The sequence below is a fragment of the Cryobacterium sp. TMS1-20-1 genome (genome assembly GCF_004402355.1).
Taxonomy (GTDB): Bacteria; Actinomycetota; Actinomycetes; order Actinomycetales; family Microbacteriaceae; genus Cryobacterium; species Cryobacterium levicorallinum.
On sequence record NZ_SOGF01000053.1, the window covers coordinates 1 to 14,639 of the forward strand.

General features: G+C 65.1%; 11 protein-coding genes and 1 tRNA gene. 2 read left to right on the forward strand and 10 right to left on the reverse strand.

Annotated elements, in window-relative coordinates; translation table 11 throughout:
• Positions 1-100: 100 nt before the first annotated feature.
• Both E3O45_RS12275 and E3O45_RS12280 read right to left on the reverse strand, forming a co-directional pair.
• Positions 101-385 carry a hypothetical protein gene (locus E3O45_RS12275; RefSeq protein ID WP_134443657.1) on the reverse strand — a complete coding sequence of 95 codons (285 nt, stop codon included), beginning with the start codon at positions 383-385 and terminating at the stop codon, positions 101-103.
• Positions 358-447 (reverse strand) — tRNA-Ser (locus tag E3O45_RS12280). Before E3O45_RS12280 ends, E3O45_RS12275 begins: the two co-directional genes overlap by 28 nt.
• An 86-nt stretch (positions 448-533) precedes the next feature.
• Here E3O45_RS12280 and E3O45_RS12285 point away from each other — a divergent pair.
• A complete protein-coding gene (locus E3O45_RS12285) occupies positions 534-1,313 on the forward strand; it encodes an SGNH/GDSL hydrolase family protein (RefSeq protein ID WP_241985340.1) in 780 nt (259 codons plus the stop codon).
• 53 nt (positions 1,314-1,366) lie between these two features.
• Positions 1,367-2,728: a DNA repair protein RadA gene (radA, locus tag E3O45_RS12290; protein WP_134443658.1), complete on the forward strand. Its 1,362-nt coding sequence runs from the start codon at positions 1,367-1,369 to the stop codon at positions 2,726-2,728.
• A 149-nt stretch (positions 2,729-2,877) separates the two neighbouring features.
• Here the strand turns inward: radA and E3O45_RS12295 are convergent, their stop codons facing one another.
• The 8 genes from E3O45_RS12295 to E3O45_RS17560 all read right to left on the reverse strand — a co-directional run bounded on the left by E3O45_RS12295 (position 2,878) and on the right by E3O45_RS17560 (position 14,633).
• Positions 2,878-3,285, reverse strand: coding sequence for a dehydrogenase (locus E3O45_RS12295; RefSeq protein ID WP_134443659.1), 408 nt, complete (start codon positions 3,283-3,285; stop codon positions 2,878-2,880).
• Positions 3,286-3,549: 264 nt separating this feature from the next.
• A complete protein-coding gene (locus E3O45_RS12300; protein WP_134443660.1) occupies positions 3,550-4,197 on the reverse strand; it encodes a hypothetical protein in 648 nt (215 codons plus the stop codon).
• 133 nt (positions 4,198-4,330) lie between these two features.
• The gene (locus tag E3O45_RS12305) at positions 4,331-9,067 is read right to left on the reverse strand and encodes an ExeM/NucH family extracellular endonuclease (protein WP_134443661.1); all 4,737 of its coding nucleotides are present in this window, start codon (positions 9,065-9,067) and stop codon (positions 4,331-4,333) included.
• 212 nt (positions 9,068-9,279) lie between these two features.
• A complete protein-coding gene (locus E3O45_RS12310) occupies positions 9,280-9,828 on the reverse strand; it encodes an amino-acid N-acetyltransferase (protein ID WP_241978742.1) in 549 nt (182 codons plus the stop codon).
• 293 nt (positions 9,829-10,121) lie between these two features.
• Positions 10,122-12,647 carry an ATP-dependent Clp protease ATP-binding subunit gene (locus E3O45_RS12315; protein ID WP_134443662.1) on the reverse strand — a complete coding sequence of 842 codons (2,526 nt, stop codon included), beginning with the start codon at positions 12,645-12,647 and terminating at the stop codon, positions 10,122-10,124.
• Positions 12,648-12,802: 155 nt separating this feature from the next.
• Positions 12,803-14,266: a cardiolipin synthase gene (gene cls / locus E3O45_RS12320; RefSeq protein WP_134443663.1), complete on the reverse strand. Its 1,464-nt coding sequence runs from the start codon at positions 14,264-14,266 to the stop codon at positions 12,803-12,805.
• Positions 14,267-14,272: 6 nt separating this feature from the next.
• Complete coding sequence (locus tag E3O45_RS12325; protein WP_092451794.1) at positions 14,273-14,452, reverse strand: hypothetical protein; 180 nt, start codon at positions 14,450-14,452, stop codon at positions 14,273-14,275.
• 34 nt (positions 14,453-14,486) lie between these two features.
• On the reverse strand, positions 14,487-14,633 hold the full coding sequence (locus E3O45_RS17560; protein ID WP_166789492.1) for a hypothetical protein: 147 nt from the start codon (positions 14,631-14,633) through the stop codon (positions 14,487-14,489).
• Positions 14,634-14,639 lie beyond the last annotated feature (6 nt).

The following is a 14,639-nucleotide window of genomic DNA, read 5'->3' on the forward strand; positions in this document are numbered from 1 at the left end:
TCCCCCATTGGCTACCGCGCCAGCAACACCCAACCCACGCCGAGACATGGACCCGTATTCCGCGGCATCAAGCCGAAATAGGCGTTACTGACTCACGCTCCTAGCGGCGGGCAAGGGTCTCGCCGTCTTGGCTGCGTAGGTGCTTCAGCGAGGCTCGTCGGCGTTCGACGATGTGCTCGTTCCACCATTCCCCGAACAGGGGGCTCTGCTCGCGCAGCTCAGCGACAAGCGCCTGCAACTCGGTGTCGTGAAGGTTGTCGGCGTTGGCCGCGCGGACGTGGGCGACGGCCCCGCGCGCACCTTCCTCCCAAAAACCCCCTACTCCCCAGTAAAAAACTGGGATGTAGGGGGTTTTCGTGGCGGTACCGGTGGGATTTGAACCCACGGTGGAGTCTCCCCCACACGACTTTTCGAGAGTCGCACCTTCGGCCGCTCGGACACGGTACCGCCGTTGATTCTAGTAGAGACTGAGGTCCGACGCGAATCGGCAAACATGCAGCAGACACACGGATGCCGCGGAGTACCCTCAGCGGGTGACCTCACCGACCCCACGCATCCGCTCTGCCATCGCTACCGGAGCCGCCGTTTTTGCCGGCGGCGTCGTGCTGGCCACGACCTTGTGGCGCCGCGACCTGGAACAGCAGAAGGCCATTCTCAACGAGACCCTGCCGGTGCACTCGGCCTGGTGGCGCGACCACGCGAAGCAGTCGGGCGAGCTGCTCTACGTCGCGATCGGCGACAGTGCCGCCCAGGGAATCGGGGCGTCGAGCCCAAGCAAGAGCTACGTCGGCGTACTCGCCGATCATGTGCGCCTGGCGACCGGCCAGACGGTACGCGTTGTGAATCTCAGCGTCTCCGGCGCGACCGTGGCATTGGCCGTGCGCGACCAGCTTCCCCGCTTCGCCAGGCTGGAGGCCGACCTGGTCACGGTCGCGATCGGCGCCAACGATATCGCCGCGTGGAACCCGGCGGCGTTTGAAGCCGGTATCCGAACCGTTTTTGCCGCACTGCCGCCGCACGCCCTCATCGCCGACCTGCCCTGCTTTCACCTGCCGCACAACGAGGTCAAGGTCGCCGCGGCCAACGAGATCATCCGCCGCGTTGCCGCCGAGCACGAGCTGACCGTGGTTCCGCTGCACGCAACGACGAAGCGGGCCGGCTTTCGCAGCATTCTGACCCACGTAGCCCGGGATCTGTTCCACCCCAACGACCGCGGCTACCGCTCCTGGGCCGAGGCGTTCCTACCGGCGATCAGCGCCGATGTCGCCCACCGGTTCTCGGCGGTCAATCAGGTGTCGGAGGACGCCGACTAGCGCCGGAACCGCGCGCAGAGTCGACTGTCGGTGGCCCCGGCTAGGCTCGAAACATGGCAAAATCCGTCTCCTCTTTCCGCTGCTCCGAATGCGGCTGGACCACCCTGAAATGGGCGGGCCGCTGCGGCGAATGCCAGCAGTGGGGCACCGTCGTCGATGCCGGCCAGACCGCTGGCATCACCCGCAAGCTCAAGGCCGTCACGCTCGTCGGCGATGGTATCGCCCGACCCATCACCCACGTTGAAACGGATGCCGCCGCCCACTGGCCGACCGGCATCAACGAGTTCGACCGGGTGCTCGGCGGCGGCATCGTGCCCGGCTCGGTGATTCTGCTCAGCGGTGAGCCCGGCGTCGGCAAGTCCACGCTGCTGCTCGAGGTCGCGTCGAAGGCGGCGGCTGCCAAGAGCCGCGTGCTCTATGTCAGCGCTGAAGAGTCGGTGAGCCAGGTGCGATTGCGGGCCGAACGCACTAACGCGCTCGAACCCGAGCTCTATATCGCGGCCGAAACCGACCTCGGCGTGATCCTCGGGCAGATCGACGCGGTGAAGCCCGACCTCATCATCATCGACTCGGTGCAGACGGTGTCGAGTGCGCTCTCCGACGGATCGCCGGGCATGCCCAGCCAGGTGCGGGAGGTTGCATCCACTCTCATTCGCGTGGCCAAAGATCGCAACCTGCCGGTGCTGCTCGTCGGCCACGTCACCAAGGACGGCTCGATTGCGGGCCCGCGGGTGCTGGAGCACCTGGTCGACGTGGTCTGCCAGTTCGAGGGCGACCGGCAGACCTCGTTGCGGTTCATTCGCGCGCTCAAGAACCGATTCGGGCCCACCGACGAGGTCGGCTGCTTCGAGATGACCGGCGACGGCATCGCCGAGGTGCCCGACCCGAGCGGGCTGTTCCTAAGCCGGGCCACTGAACCGGTCGACGGCACCTGCGTCACCGTCGCCCTCGAAGGCCGGCGGGCAATGCCGGTCGAGGTGCAGGCTCTCGTCACCGACACCCAGGCACCGAACCCGCGCCGTGTCACGAGCGGTGTAGACGCAGCCCGTGTGGCCATGTTGCTCGCGGTACTGCAGGAGCGCGCCGGCATGAAACTCTCCGCCAAAGATGTCTACGTGTCGACGGTCGGCGGAATCCGTCTGACCGAACCGGCCGCCGACCTCGCGATTGCGCTGGCCATCGCGTCGGCCTTCACCGGGCTGGCCGTGGCCCACAACGTGGTCGCCTTCGGTGAGATCAGCCTGGCCGGGGAGGTGCGCGGAGCGCTCATGTCGAAGCAGCGCGTGAACGAGGCCGTGCGCCTCGGGTTCACCACCCAGATCGACGCCGCCTGCGGGTCGATCCACGCGGCGGTTGCTCTCGCGCTCGGAACCAGCCGCAGCCCCCGCGACGCCGAACTCGATCGGGCGTTCTAGACTCCATCACTACCCCGCCCCACATTCGGCCGTAGCTGAGCGCTTTCCCGAAAAAAGGATGCAGGCTCGGCGCACTGACCGGCGCGCCGAGCCTGCGCCTGGACCCGGCGATCTATCGGGCAGTTGCTCGAAGCTGCCCGGGCGAGGACTCAGCCGGCGTCGCTCTGGCCAAGTTCGGGGCTCAGCGCCTTGAGCAGATCGGCGGGAGCTGCCTGCATCACGTTCGGCCCGGCGATGTCGAAGAACACCATCTCCAGGGTCGCGGCGTGCACGGTGAGAAATTCCCGCAGCCACTGCCCGTCGCAGACCATGACCTGCGGGTTCAGGTCGTCGGGTACCACGCGCACGTAGTTTTCGGCGGCCGAGAAGAGCAGCAGCATCCGCTTGTCGGAGCCTTCGCGGCCGAAGACCCGCACCTGCGCCGCCTCCCCGTTGACGACGAGTTGCGGCACGATCATATAATCGTTGCGCAGCGCATAGGCGACGGCGACGACGTCTTGCGCCGCCAGTGCGGCGGCGAGCGCCTCGGAACGGGTGTTGGCAGTCGTATCGGTCACCTATTCATTCAATCAGGCGCGCCCGTACACGCCCAGCTGGCAGCGCATGCCACGAGCGAACGCGCTCCCCAGCCGAGGCCCCAGCGAGCCGACCACCTGTTCCACCCCAGCCTCAGCCCGACCCGCCTCCGTGAGGGGTCTCAAGTCGCTCTAAAACCGGCCCCGAAAGAGCAATATGCTACTCCTCACCCGCGCACTCGCCCCAGTTCAACGGGAAATAGTGTTCGGCACCACCGGGCGGGGCGTCAGATTGAGCAGCCAGCCCTAGTTCAGAATCATCAAGGCCGGGTCGGCCGCTTCGATACCGTCCACGGTCACGTACAGGTAGTACGACGCCCCGCCGGCCGGAACTGCGGTGCGGGACTCGGTCTGGCAGGTGTCAACGGCCGAGCGGGTGCGATCCCAGCTGATCGGGGTTGCGAGCGGCATGACCACGCCGGGCTTGAGCGTCACCTCGGCGTCGATCGGGTTGGTCTGACAGTCGGTCGAGGTCCAGTAGACGTCTTCACCACTCATCACGGTGAACACCTGCTGCTTGTTGCCGGCGTTGATCACGCAGTCCGTGGTACCGATGTTGGTCAGGCTCAGCGACAGCTGCGGCAGCACGTCGGCCGCATAATTTGTGGCGTCGGTGATGGCCGCAACCTCAACCGCTGCCGGGTCGCAGGCCGAGCCATCGACGGCGGTGGCCGTCTCGGGAATGGCGGCGGCGGCATCCGTCGGCGTGGCCGACTCGGTCGTGGCCGCGGCGGGCGTTTTCGGGGAGTCTGCGTCACCCTTGCTCACCCCAGGTTGCACGATGATGAGAAACAGAATGATGAGCACGGCGAGCAGACCGAGCCCCACTACGAAACGCCGGCGCCGGTACACCTTGCTGGACTGGCGGCCGACCGGTTGCTTGATCGTCGACATGCCCCAAGGTTATTGATGTTCGACGCCAGAAGGCGGTAATGGCGTGCGTGTCGGCAGCAATTGCCGCCGGAACAGGCCGGGGCCCGCCCGCAACCGAAACGGTGCGAGCGGGCCCCGGCCCACAAACCATGGCTTAGCGGTGCCCTGGTTTCGGCGGCTTCGGTGCCTTCTTGGCGTGGTCGACCCTGACGTCGGTCCAGCCGATTACGTCACCGTCAGCGTCCTGCGCGGACACGCTGTACTTGCCGTGCTTGAGGCCGTCGGCGAGTGTGACGCTCACCGTGCCCTCTGCGCTGACGAGCAACCAGCCGCCGAGGTTGGCGGCCTTCTTCTTGTTGTAGGCCCACACCGACACGTACTCGCCGGCGTGCGAGGCACCAACCTCGACAGCGACCGTGTCACCGGCCCGATAGGAGTTGCGGTCGGTGTCGATCGCGTTCCGCAGCTTTTTGGTGAGATCCTTCGCTGGGGCTGCGGTCGGCGCATCTCCCGGTTCGGTGCTCACGGTTACCGCAACGGCGAGGCGCACGATCGTGCCCGATTCAACCGCGGTCATCTCGAGGACACTGCTCGCGACGGCATCGGCCGGCACCGTGACGGTGACGATGGCTGCGCCCGTCGAATCAACGGATGCCGTACCGACGTCGGTGCCCGACCAGCTCAGCGTGAGCTGGGTGTTTTTCGGGGCGCCGAGCGAGGTGAGGTTGAGGCTGCCGACCGTGAAGGTGATCGTGTCACCCGGGCTGACCGCGGCCGTGGGGGCGCCGGTGATCGAAGCCTGGCTGGCCTTGAACGACGGGGACAGCGGGCTGTTGGCCTGAATGTAAGAGATCCAGGCGTCGCGGTCGACGAGACCCGAGTCGCGGGTATCCGTTCCCTTCGTGAACTCTCGGAAGTTGTCGCCACCGGTGAGCAGAAAGTTGAACGAACCGATGCGGTAGGACTGCGCCGGGTCGATCTGGGCACCGTCGATCCAGATGCCCGTGATGCGGCTTCCGGCATCTCGTGACGCGTCGAAGGTGTAGTTCACGTTGTCGCTCAAGCCGAGTTGCAGGAACGGCCGACTCGGAATCGTGCCATCGGCGTTGGTCTGCCACTGCTGCTCGAGAACGGTCTTGAACTGTGCGCCGGTCAGGCTCGTCGTCCAGAGGTTGTTCAGGAACGGCAGCACCGCGTTCGCCTCGGCGTAGGTCACCACGCCGTCAGGAGACAGCGAGAGGTCGGCACGCATTCCACCGGGGTTGACGACGCCGATCTCGGCACCGCCGATAGTGGGGTCGGCCAGCGACGCGCGCAGCGAGTTGGCCACGAGCGTCCCCAGAGTGGATGGCGCCATCCGGTTTTCGGCGCACGGCGAGACTCCACCGAGGCACGCCCGGGTGATGTCGGCGGTGACCGAACCCACGGGCACGTTGCCCTGGATCGCGGCCTCGGCCAACGCGGCGTTGGTGATGGCCTGAACCTCGGCGACGCGCGGGTACGCGGCCACGAGGTCGGCATCGGCAACGGTCGAGCGGGCCACGTTGCGGTTCTTCACCGTGGTCGTGTCACCGGAGGCCACGTCATAGCTGAGCACAACCTGGCCGATGTTCTCGCCGTAGCTGCCCGTCTGCAGCACCGGGCGCGTGACGCCATCGGCCGCGCCGGGAACCGGGGCGTCCCAGGCGTACTGCTTGTGCGTGTGACCGGTGAAGATCGCGTCGACCTCGGCCGAGGTGTCATTCACGATGCTCGCGAAGGCCCCGCCGGCGGCGAGTTCCTGCTCGAGCGTGGCGCCATCCGGAATTCCGGCGCCGGCACCCTCGTGGTACTCGGCGATCAGGACATCCGCTTCGCCGTTGGCGGGGTCGCCGTCGGTGAGCTGCGCGGCAACGCGGTTGACTGCGGCAACAGGGTCCCCGAAGCTGAGGCTCGCGATACCGTTCGGCGAGACGAGTGAGGGGGTCTCTTCCGTCACCGCGCCGATAACGCCAACCATCACGCCGGCAACGTCAATGAGGGCGTATTCCTGCATCGCGGGCGTTTCCGTGCCCGCGTTGTAGACGTTGGCTCCGAGGTAGTCGAAGTTGGCAGCATCGGCCACTCGTGCCCCGAGGTCAGCGAAGCCCTGATCGAACTCGTGGTTGCCCACGCCAGAGGCGGCCAGATCGAGGGCGTTCAGCACGTCGATCGTCGGCTGATCGTTCTGCGATGCCGAGGCGAACAGCGAGGCACCGATATTGTCGCCGTTCGAGAGGAACAGCGAATTCGCGTCGCCGTACTCGGCCCGCAGTTGCTCGGTGGTTCCCGCGAACTTGACGGTGTTGGCGTCGATGCGTCCGTGGAAGTCATTGATGTTCAGCAGGTTGAGCTCCACCGAGGTGGGCGTGGCGAGGTTGAGTCCGAGCACGACCGGGTCATGATCGGAGGAGCGGTACGCGTCGGCAACGTAGAAGTCGGTCACGTTGTTGTTGTACCGGCTGTACTCGAGGGCCACCGATTCAACGGAGTTGATGTTCCAAATGTCGGCGCCGTTGACCGTGGCATCCGCTTCTGGCGAAGCGAACACGTGGTCGAGCGAGCCGACCGTACCACCGAAGGCATAGCTGTATTCGCCGGTCTTGGCGCCCTGGTTAATGTACCCGGCGTCGGTGATCACCCTGATCGGGTCTTCCAGGTCGTAGGCGTTGAAATCGCCCGTGAGGAATACCCGGTCGATACCGGTGCTGGCCGTGAGATCATCGGCGAAGGCCACGAGGGCCGTGGCTTGGTTCACCCGGGAAGCGTTCGAGGCACCCTGGCCGTCTTTCATGTCGGCGTCGACCCCGGTTCCGGAGCCCTTCGACTTGAAGTGGTTGACGATGGCAAGGAACGAGCTGTTTGTGTCGCCGACCAGCTGGAACGCCTGGGCGAGCGGCTGGCGGGCATTGCTGAATGCGGCGGAGCCGGTGAGAATTTTGGACCCACCCATGGTTTCGACCGTATCGACCTTGTAGATGAAAGCGGTGCGGATGACGTCTTCGTTGGCGGGGAGCTCGGTGGGCGAGGCCGCGAAGGCCCAGGCCGTGCTGCCGACCGCTGCGTTCAGCGCGTTTACCAGGTTGGCGAGGGCGTCGTCGCGGTCCTTGCCGAAGGCTGCCGAGTTCTCGATCTCCTCGAGCGAGACAACGTCGGCGTCGAGGGCGTTGATGGCCGCGACGATCTTCGCCTGCTGGCGTTCGAAGTTGACAGTGTTTGCGGCGCCGCGGGCGTCGCATCCGCTGCGCACGGTTATCGGGTTCCCGGCCCGGTCGCTGTAGTACGAGCAGCCGACGAGGGAATCACCGACGGTGGAGAAGTAGTTCAAGACGTTGAAGCTTGCCAGACGGATATCCCCTCCCACGTCTTCGGGAGCCTCCGTGCGGGTATTGGCGAACGTGGCCGGCTGGACCGTGGCGGCGTTTGCCGCGGTGAGCGCCGTGGTGGGCTGGAATTTCCACGCGGAGTTGCGGTAGTCCAAGATCACGGGCGTGGTGAAGGTCACGGCCGCACCGATGCGCAGCGGGTCAGCGACGGTCAGGTACGGAACCGGGGTTCCCTGGTTGGTGCTGGAGAGGTAGTTCGTGCTCGCACCGTCGTCGAGGGTCACGGCGCGTGCGGCGTTGGCCGCGATGGCCGCCGTGTACTCGGTCGAGCCGGGCAGTGCCGTCACGGTCGGGTTCACCAGCGGCGTCGTTCCGGCGGCGAGGCCGATCTCGGCGAACTGGTTGGTCGTGTAGTTGTTGGTGACGGTGTAATCACCCTGGGGCGCGATGAGCATGCCCTCGAGGGTTTCCCGCTGCGCCTCGCTGGTCGGCAGGGACACCGTGACCGGTGTCGGCAGGGCTACGTCGGTGCCCGCGAGCTGGGTGACATCGTCAACGGTGCTGAAGGTGATTTCGGTCAGGCCGAAGAACTCCACGACGGTTCCGACGACCTGCACGTGGTCGCCGATCTTCACGTCGGCGGTAGCCGAGTTGGAGTACGCGAAGACGCCGTGCGAAGCGGTGTGGCTGGCGAAGTCGATATCGCCGCCGGTCCCGGCGGTCTGCAGGTAGAAGCCGTTGAAGCCGCCGGTCGGGTAGGCGGCCGTCACGACGCCGGACGTCTTGACGACCGTTCCGGCCAGCGGGCTCGTATCGGTCGTTCCCTGGATCGCGTTGATCGCGGTCAGCTCGGCGGGCACCGGGGTTGGGTCAGGGTCTGGTTCTGGGTCGACCGGGCTGCCGGTCTCGCCCGCCGTATTTGTCGGCGTTGGCGCGGCCGAGCTGAAGTCGGCGGCGTTGACATCGGTGTCAATGAAGTTCGTGCGGTTCACCGAGGTGGTGACGGATGCGTTGGCTGCAGCCGTTCCCTCGTAGGTGTTCGAGCTGCCGTAACCGATCAGGTCGAGAATCTCGGGCTGCCCGGTGAGCGAGCCGATGGCGGGCGCAGACAGCGCCGCGGACTGGTTGGCGAAGAAGATCGTGCCGGAGCCGGCGGCAAAGGAGATGCCGGAGGCGGCATCCGCTTCTGGGAGCGACGCGCCATTTGTCGCGTTCGAGCCGCCCTGTACGAGGTAGTAACCTCCGGCGGCGATGGTTCCGGTCAAAGCGAGGACCGAGGTCGGATTCGACGTCGAGCCCGACGCGCGATACTGAATCGACGTGCCGTCGAGCGAGACGTCGGCGTTGGTCGGGTTGTACAGCTCGACGAACTTGTTCAGGTAGGTCGCACCCGAACTGCCCCCGTTCAGGTAGGCCTCGTTGATGACGACTCCGGTGCCGGCGGTGTTGGCGCTGGCCGGTATGGCAATGATCGGAGCGGCCGCGAGGCTTACCCCCAGAAGTGTGGCGAAAACCAGCCTCGAACGGCTGCGAACGGCGGATGACATGGATCTCCTCATTCATTGAACGATGGTCGTCTCATTGCACCCAGGGTCTTGCTCCCCGTGGAGTGGTTCCGGCCGGTGCAATAGTTCGCAGCCTAGTGACGGGCCGTGTCCGGGGGGTGAACTCCGCTCATTTTGCTCGTATGCGCAGCTGAAATCGGCGCCACGCAGCACAGATAGCCGCGATCGAGCCGGTCACGCAGAATTCCGCCGGTTCAGGAACGAGTCAGGCGCTTCACCATGCGGGTGTTGCCGAGCGTGTTCGGCTTCACCCGTGCCAGGTCGAGAAACTCCGCGACGCCCTCATCGGGAGACCGCACGAGCTCGGCGTAGATGGCCGGATCGACGGTTTCGGTACCCATGTCGCTGAAGCCGTTGCGGGTGAAGAAGCCCACCTCGAAGGTCAGGCAGAACAGTCGGCTCAAGCCGAGGTCGCGGGCATCCGCTTCGAGGCGTTGCATCATGGTGTAGCCGACGCCGTGGCCGAGCCAGTTCGCGTCGACGGCGAGGGTGCGCACCTCGCCGAGGTCTTCCCACATGACGTGCAGGGCGCCGCAGCCGATCAGCTTCCCTGAGGAGTCAACGGCCACCCGAAATTCCTGGACCGCCTCGTAGAACACGACCCGGTCCTTGCCGAGCAGGATGCGCTGCTGCACGAGCGGTTCGACCAGCGCTTCGATGCCGGGAACGTCACTCGTGCGGGCGCGGCGCACCGAATACTCCAGTTCGGGTTGTTCCGGTGCCCTCTGCTGCAATACGGTCACGCCTATCGGCCCCTCTCGTGGCTAAATCAGGATCAAACCACCAGTCTAGGGATCGTGCCGCGGGATTCCGCCGCCGCAGCCGCCCGCCACCCCCGTCCATTCTGAATTCGCCCCCACTTTTCGCCCCCACCAGAACGGATGCGCCGCCCGGCCACCCCGGAAAGACGCGGAAGTTGGCTGGAGGCCACAGAAATTGCAGGAGTTATGCACGCCAGCCGGTGCTGGGGGAACGGGAAAGGCCCGGCAGACGAATCTGCCGGGCCTTCTGCCGCTGAACTAGCGCGGGGTGAAACCTAGTCGCTCGTGATCGCCAGGTCGGGGGTGGCCGGACCGGTGCCGACGGCGGCTGCGGTGTTCACTCCGACGCCGACCGAATCTGCCCGGGTCGTCGTGGTGAAGACGAGCTTGCCGTCGACGAAGTCCACGTGCACGTGGTCTCCGGCGTTGAGCTCACCCTGCAGGATCTTCTCCGACAGGCGGTCCTCCACCTCGCGCTGGATGGCGCGGCGCAGCGGACGAGCACCGAGCGTCGGGTCGAATCCGACCTCGATCAGGTGTTCCTTGGCCGCAAGGGTGACCTCGACGGTCATGTCGCGGTCGAGCAGACGCACGCCGAGACGTTTGATGAACAGGTCGACGATCTGCAGCAGCTCGGGCTTGGTCAGCTGCGGGAACACGATGATCTCGTCCACGCGGTTGAGGAACTCGGGCTTGAAGTGCTTCTTCAGCTCGTCCTTGACCTTGCCGGCCATGCGCTCGTACCCGGTGGTGGTGTCGCCTTCCAGCTGGAAGCCGACCGGTCCGCCCGAGATGTCCTTGGTGCCGAGGTTGGTAGTCATGATGATGACGGTGTTCTTGAAATCGACGACGCGACCCTGACCATCCGTCAACCGGCCCTCTTCCAGAATCTGGAGCAGGGAGTTGAAGATGTCGGGGTGAGCCTTCTCGATCTCGTCGAACAGCACCACGGAGAACGGCTTGCGCCGCACCTTCTCGGTGAGCTGACCGCCCTCTTCGAAGCCGACGAATCCGGGAGGCGCACCGAACAGGCGCGACACGGTGTGCTTCTCGCCGTACTCACTCATATCGAGCGAGATCATGGCGGCCTCGTCGTCGAACAAGAACTCGGCGAGCGCCTTGGCGAGCTCGGTCTTGCCGACACCGGTGGGACCGGCGAAGACGAAGGATCCGGAGGGACGCTTCGGGTCCTTCAGGCCGGCACGGGTACGACGGATGGTCTTGGCGAGCGCCGAGATGGCCTCTTCCTGACCGATGACGCGCTGGTGCAGTGCCTTTTCCATGAAGACGAGCCGCGAGGACTCTTCCTCGGTGAGCTTGAACACCGGAATGCCGGTGGCCTGGGCCAGAACCTCGGCGATCAGGCCTTCGTCGACCACCGCGGTGGTCTTGACGTCGCCGGACTTCCACTTCTTCTCCAGGCGCAGACGCTCGCCGAGGAGGTTCTTCTCCTCGTCGCGCAGGCCGGCGGCCTTCTCGAAGTCCTGCTCCTCAATGGCGAGTTCCTTGGCGGCACGAACCACGGCGATTTTCTCGTCGAATTCGCGCAGCTCCGGCGGACTCGACAGGATCGACAGGCGCAGGCGAGCGCCGGCCTCGTCGATCAGGTCGATGGCCTTGTCGGGCAGGAACCGGTCTGAGACGTAGCGGTCGGCGAGGTTCGCCGCGGCCACGAGGGCACCGTCGGTGATGGACACCTTGTGGTGCGCTTCGTAGCGGTCGCGCAGTCCCTTGAGGATGTTAATGGTGTGCGGCAGCGACGGCTCGTTCACCTGGATGGACTGGAAGCGTCGCTCGAGCGCGGCATCCTTCTCGAAGTGCTTACGGTACTCGTCGAGGGTGGTCGCACCGATGGTCTGCAACTCACCACGGGCCAGCAACGGCTTGAGAATGGATGCGGCATCGATGGCACCCTCGGCGGCGCCCGCACCAACCAGGGTGTGGATCTCGTCGATGAAGACGATAATGTCGCCGCGGGTGCGGATCTCCTTGGTGACCTTTTTCAGGCGCTCTTCGAAGTCACCGCGGTAGCGGCTGCCGGCGATGAGCGAGCCGAGGTCGAGCGAGTAGAGCTGCTTGTCCTTGAGCGTCTCGGGCACATCGCCCTTGACGATCGCCTGGGCGAGCCCCTCGACGACGGCGGTCTTGCCGACGCCGGGCTCACCGATCAGCACGGGGTTGTTCTTGGTGCGACGCGAGAGGATCTGCATGACCCGCTCGATTTCTTTCTCGCGTCCGATGACCGGGTCGAGTTTGTTGTCGCGGGCCATCTGGGTGAGGTTGCGGCCGAACTGGTCGAGCACCTGGCTGCCGGCCGTGTTGGCCGCCTGCTCGTTGGCGCCGACCGCGACCTGCTCCTTGCCCTGGTAACCGGAGAGGAGCTGGATGACCTGCTGGCGCACGCGGTTGAGGTCGGCGCCGAGCTTGACGAGAACCTGGGCGGCAACGCCCTCGCCCTCGCGAATGAGGCCGAGCAGAATGTGCTCCGTGCCGATGTAGTTGTGGCCGAGCTGCAGCGCTTCGCGCAGGCTCAGCTCGAGAACCTTCTTCGCCCGCGGCGTGAAGGGAATGTGGCCGGTGGGCTGCTGCTGCCCCTGGCCAATGATGTCTTGTACCTGCTCGCGCACGGCATCCAGCGAGATGCCGAGGCTCTCCAGAGCCTTCGCGGCGACGCCTTCACCCTCGTGAATCAGCCCGAGCAGAATGTGCTCGGTGCCGATGTAGTTGTGGTTGAGCATCTTGGCCTCTTCCTGGGCCAAAACGACGACGCGACGAGCTCGGTCGGTAAATCTCTCAAACATATGATCGCTCCCTTGGCGCCAGGGCAGTTGGTGCCGTTACATCGAGAATAACCAGCCTGCGCCGCCCGCGGGCGTTTGTTCGCCGTAGGCGTGATAAGCACAGCGTGACGGATGCTGCGCGCTGGGCCCGCGCGCAGCATCCGCTTGACCGGGCGCTACTGCACGGCGGAAGTGAGCCGGGCGAGGTTGTCGAGGATGGTCGAGCGCAGCGGCTGCTTGCGCCACTCCTCGAGGGTCAACTCGCGACTGTTCAAACGGTTCTCATCCTCCATCGCGCGGAGGTTGCGCACGAACGACCGGCCGCGCACCATGAGCGAGACCTCCATGTTGAGGCTGAAGGAGCGCTGGTCCATATTGCTCGAGCCGACGACGGCGACCTCATCGTCGATCGTGAAGTGCTTGGCGTGCAGAATGTACGGCGCCTTGTACATGTAGATGTGCACGCCGGCGGTCAGCAATTCCTCATAGTACGAGCGCTGGGCGTGATAGACCACGGCCTGGTCGCCGATCTCCGAGACGAACAGCTCAACGCGAAGCCCTCGCTGCACGGCGGTCGTGATGGCGTACATGATCGATTCGTCCGGCACGAAGTACGGGCTCGTGATGATGATGCGGTCCTGCGCGTAGTAGAGCAACGCGAGAAACAGGCGCAGGTTGTTCTCACCCTTGAACCCCGGGCCGCTCGGCACGACCTGGCAGTCGAGGGCATCGGTCACCGGCCGCGGGTGCACCGGCTCAATGTCACGGGTGAGCAGCTCATTGGTTTCGCTGTACCAGTCGGTGATGAAGATGGCGTTGAGCCCCGACACGATCGGGCCTTCCAGCCGGGTCATGAAGTCTTTCCACTTCAGACCCCGACGAATGTTCTTGCGCATGTTGTAGGTGCGGTCGATGATGTTCTGCGACCCCATGAAGCCGACCAGGCCGTCGACGATGAGCAGCTTGCGGTGGTTGCGCAGGTCGGGTCGCTGCCATTTACCCTTGAACGGCTGCACCGGAAGCATGAGTTCCCAGTCGACACCGGCATCCGTCAGCCGTTTCTTGGTCTGGCGAAAACCCGGCTTGCGCATTGACTGGATGTGGTCCATCAGCACGCGCACGCTGACCCCGCGCCGGTGCGCCCGCTCGAGGGCGTCGAAGAACGGCGCGGTGGTGTGGTCGAGCGAGAGAATGTAGAACTCGACGTGCACGTATTTCTTGGCCAGGTCGATGTCGGCAATCATCGTGTCGAACGACAGCTGATAGTCGTTGATCAGGCTCGCGGTGTTGTCGCCGACGAGCGGCATCGCCCCGAGGTTACGGTTGAGTTCAACGACCGACTCTAGCCAGCTGGGCCACGGGTGGTCGCGGCGCACCAGCTCCATGCCCTCGGTGCTGCCCTGGATAAACTGATTGATCTCATCCTGCATCAATCGGCGCTTCTTCGGCAGGGTGCGGTAGCCGATCAGCAGAAAGAGCAGCACGCCGAGGTACGGGATGAAGAAAATGGTCAGCAACCAGGCCATGCCCGACATCGGGCGGCGGTTGCGAGGTACCACGATGATGGCCACGACGCGCACAGAAAAGTCGATGATCAGGGCCAGCAGAACGGTGATGGTCAGGCCGTCGATGCCGAACATTGGTACTTAGGTGGTCGGTTTGTCGAGACCGAGCCGGGCGCGTTCTTCGGCTTCGATTTGGGCGTACACCTTACGTTCGGTGCGATCGGCGCGCAGGATTGAGCGCATCAGCATCCAGAAGATGAGGCCAAGCGCAATGGTGGGCACGACCGAAAAGAGCGCGTTACCCCAGAAGTTCTCAATCACACCCCCAGACTACGCGTAAAGGCTGGCGAAGCCCCTACTTGGTCAGGATGCCGTAGATTCCGCTGCCGAGAAAATACACGCCGACGCCGCTGACGATCACCCAGATCGCGATGCGGTTCATCGACGGCGGTTTGCGCCCGCCCTTGTCGGGCTCTAATTCGTCTTTGGGGAGATAGCTCATGAGTAC

Bases quoted from the DNA above. Each gene is read 5' to 3' on its own strand.
- E3O45_RS12305 (WP_134443661.1), bottom strand. From the start codon at position 9,067: ATGTCATCCGCCGTTCGCAGCCGTTCGAGGCTGGTTTTCGCCACACTT.
- cls (WP_134443663.1), bottom strand. From the start codon at position 14,266: ATGTTCGGCATCGACGGCCTGACCATCACCGTTCTGCTGGCCCTGATC.
- E3O45_RS12300 (WP_134443660.1), bottom strand. From the start codon at position 4,197: ATGTCGACGATCAAGCAACCGGTCGGCCGCCAGTCCAGCAAGGTGTAC.
- radA (WP_134443658.1), top strand. From the start codon at position 1,367: ATGGCAAAATCCGTCTCCTCTTTCCGCTGCTCCGAATGCGGCTGGACC.
- E3O45_RS12315 (WP_134443662.1), bottom strand. From the start codon at position 12,647: ATGTTTGAGAGATTTACCGACCGAGCTCGTCGCGTCGTCGTTTTGGCC.
- E3O45_RS17560 (WP_166789492.1), bottom strand. From the start codon at position 14,633: ATGAGCTATCTCCCCAAAGACGAATTAGAGCCCGACAAGGGCGGGCGC.